An 8,128-nucleotide genomic window follows, 5' to 3' on the forward strand; every position below is an offset into this window, starting at 1 on the left:
CAGCTTTGCCCCCTCGCGGCAAAGCGACCCCCGGTCTAAAGTCTGGATTGGGCTGTGATGCGACGTGTCGGGCTCAGTCGTTGAACCAAATCGGAGCATCGCCTTCTGACCAAGTTATGTACTTTCGCATCACCAGCAAAAATACTTCACTGTCCAGGAATTGATCCAGCCACGCCGCTAAATTCGGCCACTCCTGTGCGTCAAACCACGCCCGGTCTATATACGCAAACTGGCGAACAAATGGTAGAATCGCCAAATCGGCGAGAGTGGGCGATCTCCAAAAAGCCAGGCCCTCCCGACTAACCGCTCGTCGAGGTTGAGCAAGTAGCTCGCCGCTTTCCTGCGCTCCTTTGACGTCTAAATCCGGATACCGCACGACGTATTTTGTGTGATCTAATGCATCCTTGAATGGACCATCATTTGCCGCGATTAGGCCCCAACCTTCTTGAGGCATATCCAAAAGTCGCTGCGGATCATTTTGTTGAAGCGTCCAAATCATGATTTCCAGGCTTTCATCTATTACTTTGTCTGGAAGTCGAAGCGCGGGCACTGTTCCGGACGGGGATGTTTGCAAGAAAGCCTCTGGTTTGTCCTGCAAAAGAATCTCGCGCAGCTCGACTGTGACTCGTGAACTCGCCAATGCGAGACGGGCCCTTATGGCGTATGGGCAGCGACGGAACGACCATAAGATAGGGTATTGAGCCATACGAAGATATACCTCCAATCTACCAGCGTGGTTAAACCTCCCGTCGTTTTCCAACTGGTACTTCTGCTTGAACGCTGTCTGATACTATCGGAAGGGCCATTGCTTCACAATCATCGGCCTCAGTAGCCGACTGGTTTGGAGATTCGGAACGAGAAAATGCGGAATTGAGTACAAGTGACTTGTCTTGTGAAGTTGCAACGCGAAAGTCCCCGAGATCTTAGAAATTGGCCCTGGCCGGTCGCGGTGGTTATGGATTGATCGAAGAATTAGTCTGTCATAGCTTGCAGCATATGCCCAAGTTTCTCCATCTTGTCGTCTTAGAGCGCCACAGCACTCATCGCCGAAAACGTTTTGCCGGATAGCTGGTCTTCCATTTGTAACCCTGCCAGTAAAACAATTTTGGAGACCTCAGATGACTGAATTCATTGAAATCCCGGTGCTTGATCTTGCACCGCTGATCAATGGAGAGGATACGTCCAACCTCGCCTTGGAATTCGCCGAAGCCTATGGAAAAACCGGATTTGGCTATGTTGTTAATCACGGCGTTGATCCTGACTTGCGCGCTGCCGTGTTTGCCGCCTCGACGGAATTTCATGCACTGCCGGAGATCGAAAAACAGGCAATTGCATTAAATAAATGTCATCGTGGCTACATCGCGATCAACACCTCCACGGACGTGAACTCTGACCTGGCCAAGGTGACTAAACCCAATCAGTCCGCATCGTTCATGATGATGCGCGAGGATGCCGAGGTCGACCCTGCCGTCTATCTGTCCGGACCAAATCAATGGCCCGCTCTGGAAGGTTTCCGAGAGGCCTGCGAGGCTTATGCCGACGCGATGACAAAACTGGGTTACAAACTCATGGGTCTTGCCCTTGACGCTATTGGCGCCGCGGATCGTTCGATCCTCAGTGCATTCCAGACGCCAACGATTTGGCTGCGCCTACTCCACTATCCACCACAACCGCCACAGGCTTTGGGTGATCTTTACGGATCTGCACCCCACAAGGACTTTGGATGTCTGACATTGCTCGCACAGGACAATGTTGGTGGTTTGCAAGTCCAGACGCCTGAGGGTCATTGGGTGGATGCACCGCCTATCGACAATGCCTTCGTGGTTAATGTAGGCGATATGCTGCACCGACTCTCCAACGGAAAGTTGTTGTCCACCCCGCACCGGGTTATCAATGCGACCGGACAACAGCGCTATTCCGTACCGTTCTTCTTCGACCCACATGTCTCTGCTGAAATCGCGCCGCTCCTGGGACAGGGACTGCGAGGTTCGATCCTGAAGTTTGGACAGTTTTTGAGAGGAGAACTGGAAGCAAGCTACGACGCACATCAGGTTGGCCATTCGGATACCTAAAAGCACGCTGCGTTGGCAGTGACATTTCACTGACCGATATGAAACGAACGTCCGCATTGCAGTTGCTGCGACGCAGCTGTGCGGCTTCAGATCAAAATCCTCAATGGGCCGTTTCGGTACATGTGAGTAACGTCTGCCGCCCGGATGCTGCGTTCGGTCCGAGGTCCGTATTGAGCCCATAGAGGTCGCAAAAAATTGTCGTGCCAAGGAAATCTAGTGCTACACATAGAACATTCTTGAATATGAATATCACTACGGGATTTGGTCTAGCGCGGCTCTAAAACCCGAAACCGACGGAAATAAGGTTGACCGCAATCCCGTGTGTCAATGTGGAGGGAGGGTTAGAAATGCCTGCAACCAATAGATTGAAGCTAACTGTAGCAGTATTGGTCTCATTCGTTTCACTACCGAAATGGCGCTATCCCAATCGCAAGTGGGCTCTCCAGACGGAACCACCACAATTGATGGCAGGCAATTGCCTGAACCTCCGGTGTTTGGGAAAAATTGAGGAGCAAGCGACCAATTCAACCCTTGTGGCCGCCGCGTCGTGCCACCTGAGAACGCGCCAACATCCTCCTCATCATGTTGGATGATGCTGGGTATGGTATTCCTAGTACTTTTGGCGGCGTCATCCCGACTGATACGATGGATGAATTGGCAAAAGAGGGTTTGAGTTTTACGAATATCTATTCGACCGCACTTTGTTCACCGACCAGCAGCCTTGATGACAGGCCGCAATCATCACCGGTCGGGTTCGGAGTGATTTCGAATCTTCGACCGGGTATCCCGGCTACAACAGTATTATTCCAGACAACAAAGCCACTATCGGGAGGATACTTTCAGACAATGGCTACGCCACTTCATGGTTTGGAAAACCATAACACCCCAGCATTTGCAGCGAGCCAGGCTGGTCCATTTGACAAATGGCCGACTGGTTTAGGTTTCGAGTACTTTTTTGGGTTTGTTGGTGGAGACGCGAACCAATGGCAGCCGAACCTATATCGAAACACCACCCCGATTTACCCGTTTGAAGGTGATCCTGAGTGGAACCTGATCACCGGAATGGCCGACGATGCGATTGACCACATTTCGCGGTTGCACCAAATCGAGCCAAGTAAGCCTTTCTTTGTCAAGTATGTGCCCGGTGCAACGCACGCGCCGCACCACCCGACCAAAGAGTGGGTCAGAAGATCGAGGCGATGAACCTGTTTGATGGTGGGTACGAAGCACTTAGGCAGACAATTTTTGAGAATCAGAAAAAGTTGGGGCTTGTCCCGCAAGATGCAACGCTGTCGCCTTGGCCCGCAGACAAAATCAAGCCGTGGGATCAATTGACGGACGACGAGAAAAAACTCTTCGTGCGGCAGGTGGAAGTGTTCGCCGCTTATGCGGCTTATACAGACCATGAAATTGGGCGTGATTGACGCAATAGAGGACCTCGGAAAACGTGACAACACACTGATCTTCTACATCAACGGTGACAATGGCACCTGGCTGAGGGTGGTCCAATGGGGACACCGAACGAGGTGGCTTGGTTCAATGGTATCGCAGAGATGCCTGCAAAAACGCAGTTGCAGTGGTACGATGTCTGGGGAACGGACCAGACATACAATCACATGTCTGCAGGATGGTCCTGGCTTTGATACTCCGTTTGACTATTTCAAGCAGAATGCAAACAGGCTTGGCGGCATCCGACAGAACATGGTGGTGTCATGGCCTGACGGAATCGCAGACAAAGGTGGTCAGCGAGATCAGTTCATGCATGTAATCGACGTCGTGCCGACGATCCTAGAAGTCACCGGAATTGATGCACCGTTGGAAGTCGACGGGATTGTTCAATCTCCAATTGAAGGCACCAGCTTTGCATATACTTTCGATGAGAAAAACAAGGATGCACCGAGCCGTCACCGAACTCAGTACTTTGAAATGATGGGACAATGGGCTTTGTATCACGAAGGTTGGTTATTGAGCACCAAAGTAAACCGGATGCCATGGGAAACGCCAAAGACACCAAACCCTGACCCTTTGAACAATCAAGTGCTCGAGCTTTACGATCTAACCACGGATATGAATCAAAGAAATGATCTAGCGGCGCAGCACCCAGAGAAGATCGAAGAACTGAAGGCTATATTTATAGAAGAAGCAAATAAGTATCAGGTCTTCCCGATGGATGCCTCGGTCACGTCCAGAATTTCATTACCTCGGCCAAGCATTGCGGCGGGACGAAACGAGTTCGTTTATGTCCGGCCAATGACTGGGGTTCCTCAGGAGATTCCCAAGTATTCTTAACAGCTCGTACACCATTACAGCAGAGATAGATGTGCCCGAAGGTGGTGCTGAAGGCATGATTTTGACATCAGGCGGCCGCTTTGCCGGTTACGGTTTCTACCTACTTGATGGCAAGCCAGTCTTCTCTGAATATGTTGAATCTAGAACGGATAAAATGGGAAGGCAAAGAGGCCTTGGCACCCGGAAAGCACACTCTGGAGTTTGACTTCAAATATGACGGCCTCGGACCGGAACCTCGCATATGGAAGCACCAGTGGTTTAGGTCAGGTGGCACCGGGACGCTGAAAGTCGATGGCGAAGTCGTAGCAACCCAAAAGATGAAGAACACTATTCCCACCACCCTTCAGTGGGACGAGGCGTTTGACATAGGTTCTGATACATTGACCGGCGTTAACGACGACGACTACCAACCACCGTTCCCACTAACCGCGAAACTGGAAAAGCTTACGATAAAAATCGACCGGCCCCAGTTGAGCCAAGCGGATATTCAAAAACTCGAAGACGCGATGCAAAGAGCAAGCGACTAGTTGGCTCACAGGGTTGAGAGGTTGCCTACTTGCTTGAGTCGGCAGTGGAAAACCGGATGGTATATTTGTCCGCTTCGTCCGCAGAACGGTCATTCAGCCATCTTCTAATTGCGCACGTGCAGCGAATGTCCGTAATGCCGAGCCGCACTGCAGAATGCTGAACGACCGACTAAAGTCCGGTAAGGGCCGGAAGTGATCAGGGCAGGGCACTCAGTCGCTCAACATTGTTCAGCACAAAACCTTACGCTGTGAAGCTGTCGGTCTGCGAGTTGTTTCCGCTCTCGGAAGTTCCCAATGCGCGTCGCAGTCGACGATCGTATTGCTGCAGTCTGAGACAAGCTTGATAAGTCCAAATCAGCGAAATCCACCAAAATGCATGAGAATCTTAAGTCGTTGAATTATGGGGAAGACGAGTCTCAATAATTCAGTCCCATTATTTACGTACTCCGACAATTCTCCCTCAAATGAGGGAATTCCCCTATAAGACGTCTTATGTTAAATAACCGTGTTTAACTTACCGTCGATATGCGGAGTATCTGTCGAATTGGTCGGCATGCGCATCAGATAAGACCGTATTTCTGGTGACATACTGCACCGAATGGAAGGTCCCGGCCGTTCGAGAAAATCTGAAACAAATTAATTTTGGTGCTTGTTTAAGCCGTGAATCTCAAGCTAAACCACCTGTACGCAGGGGAGTCCCACCAAGGGGACTGAGAGGCTGACGGGGCAATGCCCGGCGACGCGACCCTTTGAACCTGACCCAGTTGATACTGGCGTAGGAAGCTAGGGCGCGCAGGCCACAATACCGGGCAAGCGCACTCCGAACAGGGGGCTGTCTGCCTTCTCGTTTCCCCAAGCCAAAACTCATCTGGTGTCTTTTTAAGTTGAACTGCTTGAGGAGCACCAACATGAACGTCCCCAACCCCAAAATCACCGCCGGTGAACTGCCCGCATCGCGCAAGATCTATGTAAACGGCACAGTGCACCCGGATGTGCGCGTGCCAATGCGTGAAATTTCGGTCCACCCCACGGCGGGGGAGCCACCCTTGCCCGTGTATGACAGTTCAGGGCCGTATACCGATCCGCAGGTGATGACGGACATTCGGCAAGGTCTGGCGCCGCTGCGTCGCAAGTGGATTGAGGCTCGAGCAGATGCCGAAGAATATGATGGACGTGAGATCAAACCGGAAGACAACGGTTTTGTCGAAGGTGATCGGCTAACGCCCGAGTTCCCTGTGCGCCCGCGCCCTCTGCGCGCCAAGGATGGAAAGGCTGTGACGCAACTGGCCTATGCTCGCGCCGGCATCGTCACCCCGGAAATGGAATTCATCGCCATCCGTGAAAACCAACTGCGCGAGGCTGTCGTTGAACAGCGCGAAGGCAATGATTGGGGTGCAAACATCCCTGATTATGTGACCCCGGAATTCGTGCGGGACGAGGTCGCCGCTGGTCGCGCCATTATCCCTGCGAATATCAACCACCCTGAAAGCGAACCGATGATCATCGGGCGTAATTTCCTGGTCAAGATCAACGCCAATATGGGTACCTCGGCTGTGACCTCTTCGATGGAAGAAGAGGTCGATAAAATGGTCTGGTCGATCCGTTGGGGTGCTGATACCGTCATGGACCTGTCGACCGGCCGCAACATCCACAACACCCGTGAATGGATCATCCGCAACAGCCCGGTGCCGATTGGCACCGTGCCGTTGTATCAAGCGCTGGAAAAGGTCAACGGCATTGCCGAAGACCTGACATGGGAAGTGTTCCGTGACACGCTGATCGAACAGGCCGAACAAGGCGTCGACTATTTCACCATCCACTCAGGCGTGCGCCTGCATATGGTGCCGATGACGGTAAAACGGGTTACCGGTATTGTGTCGCGCGGTGGGTCGATCATGGCCAAGTGGTGCTTGCATCACCACAAGGAAAGCTTCCTCTATGAGCATTTCGACGAAATCTGCGACATCTGCCGGGCCTATGATGTGTCGTTCAGCCTAGGCGACGGTCTGCGTCCCGGCTCTATCGCCGACGCTAATGACGAGGCACAATTTGCCGAGCTTGAGACGCTGGGTGAGCTGACCAAAATCGCGTGGGCCAAGGATTGTCAGGTGATGATCGAAGGCCCCGGACACGTAGCCATGCACAAGATCAAAGAAAACATGGACAAGCAATTGGAGTGTTGCCACGAGGCGCCCTTTTACACGCTTGGCCCCCTGACCACCGATATCGCGCCGGGCTATGACCACATCACCAGCGGCATTGGTGCTGCGATGATTGGCTGGTTTGGTTGTGCGATGCTCTGCTATGTCACGCCTAAAGAACATCTGGGGCTGCCGGACCGGGATGATGTGAAAACTGGGGTTATTACTTATAAGATCGCCGCTCACGCCGCTGATTTGGCTAAAGGTCTGCCGGGCGCGCAACGTCGTGACGATGCGCTGTCCCGCGCCCGGTTCGAGTTCCGCTGGGAAGATCAGTTCAACCTGTCGCTGGACCCGGAAACGGCGCGGGAATTCCACGACCAAACCCTGCCCAAACAAGCGCATAAGGTGGCGCATTTCTGTTCCATGTGCGGGCCGAAATTCTGCTCGATGCGGATCAGCCACGACATTCGAACTGAAGCGCAGAAAGAGGGGATGGAGGCCATGGCCGCCAAATTCCGTGAAGGCGGCGACCTTTACATGCCCGTGAAAGACTAAACACCGCGGCGGAGCCGATCCTTTCGGCTCCGCACGCTCTTGCATTGAAGGGAAACTACTCTCAGGGCAATAGATCGGATACTTTGCTGAACCCAGTCAAATCGAAGCCAAATGAAATTGGCTCTCCGACCCTGTTTTTAGCGTCGATCTGCAATTGATTACCTGCCCGCATCGCAGACATCCATTCCTGGGAAACTGGCGAACGGGCAAAACAACCTTGTGCCTCGCATGTCAGGAACTCCAGACGGGCGACCTCGGCATCATCCACCTTTGCAACCAGCCCTTCCGAGAACAAGAGACCGAATGGCAGGGTCAGCACGGTCTCAGTCTCGTCCTTACCTGCAGCCTTGATAAATGCGATGGACGTAAGCCTTTGGTTGTTTTCGGTCAAAACGATGCTTTGGGTCATTTCGCAGATCAACTCGGACCCAACGGCCCGATTGCTGCAATTGACCGACCATGGCGGCGCTGCGCCTTCCTGCGCAGCAAGGGGAGTTGCCAATCCCAATGTGACTCCCAAAGCGCTTATCCAAGTTTTCAT

At 52.6% G+C, this 8,128-nt stretch carries 8 protein-coding genes and 1 riboswitch; of the genes, 6 read left to right on the forward strand and 2 right to left on the reverse strand.

The genetic code is table 11. The features are described 5' to 3' along the window. Positions 1–73: 73 nt before the first annotated feature. On the reverse strand, positions 74–706 hold the full coding sequence (locus tag ACR3EP_RS19560; RefSeq protein WP_480639122.1) for a glutathione S-transferase N-terminal domain-containing protein: 633 nt from the start codon (positions 704–706) through the stop codon (positions 74–76). A gap of 412 nt (positions 707–1,118) precedes the next feature. Here ACR3EP_RS19560 and ACR3EP_RS19565 point away from each other — a divergent pair, with 412 nt between their 5' ends. From ACR3EP_RS19565 to thiC, 6 genes are all read left to right on the forward strand, one after another. Then, entirely contained in the window at positions 1,119–2,072 is a 954-nt protein-coding gene (locus tag ACR3EP_RS19565) for an isopenicillin N synthase family dioxygenase (protein WP_480639123.1), read from the forward strand. A 582-nt stretch (positions 2,073–2,654) separates the two neighbouring features. After that, complete coding sequence (locus tag ACR3EP_RS19570) at positions 2,655–3,275, forward strand: sulfatase-like hydrolase/transferase (RefSeq protein ID WP_480639124.1); 621 nt, start codon at positions 2,655–2,657, stop codon at positions 3,273–3,275. Continuing rightward, positions 3,272–3,496, forward strand: coding sequence for a hypothetical protein (locus ACR3EP_RS19575; protein ID WP_480639125.1), 225 nt, complete (start codon positions 3,272–3,274; stop codon positions 3,494–3,496). The genes ACR3EP_RS19570 and ACR3EP_RS19575 overlap by 4 nt, the downstream gene beginning before the upstream one ends. Next, positions 3,489–4,361, forward strand: a complete 873-nt coding sequence (locus ACR3EP_RS19580; RefSeq protein ID WP_480639126.1) for a sulfatase-like hydrolase/transferase — start codon at positions 3,489–3,491, stop codon at positions 4,359–4,361. The genes ACR3EP_RS19575 and ACR3EP_RS19580 overlap by 8 nt, the downstream gene beginning before the upstream one ends. A gap of 80 nt (positions 4,362–4,441) precedes the next feature. Beyond that, on the forward strand, positions 4,442–4,888 hold the full coding sequence (locus tag ACR3EP_RS19585; RefSeq protein WP_480639127.1) for a hypothetical protein: 447 nt from the start codon (positions 4,442–4,444) through the stop codon (positions 4,886–4,888). Positions 4,889–5,567: 679 nt separating this feature from the next. Beyond that, positions 5,568–5,687, forward strand: a riboswitch (TPP riboswitch). A 109-nt stretch (positions 5,688–5,796) separates the two neighbouring features. Continuing rightward, on the forward strand, positions 5,797–7,587 hold the full coding sequence (gene thiC / locus ACR3EP_RS19590; RefSeq protein WP_480639128.1) for a phosphomethylpyrimidine synthase ThiC: 1,791 nt from the start codon (positions 5,797–5,799) through the stop codon (positions 7,585–7,587). 61 nt (positions 7,588–7,648) lie between these two features. On the opposite strand, the gene ACR3EP_RS19595 is transcribed toward thiC, so the two are convergent. Beyond that, positions 7,649–8,128 carry an invasion associated locus B family protein gene (locus ACR3EP_RS19595; RefSeq protein WP_170352065.1) on the reverse strand — a complete coding sequence of 160 codons (480 nt, stop codon included), beginning with the start codon at positions 8,126–8,128 and terminating at the stop codon, positions 7,649–7,651.

It is taken from the genome of Ruegeria sp. BB10, assembly GCF_056535725.1.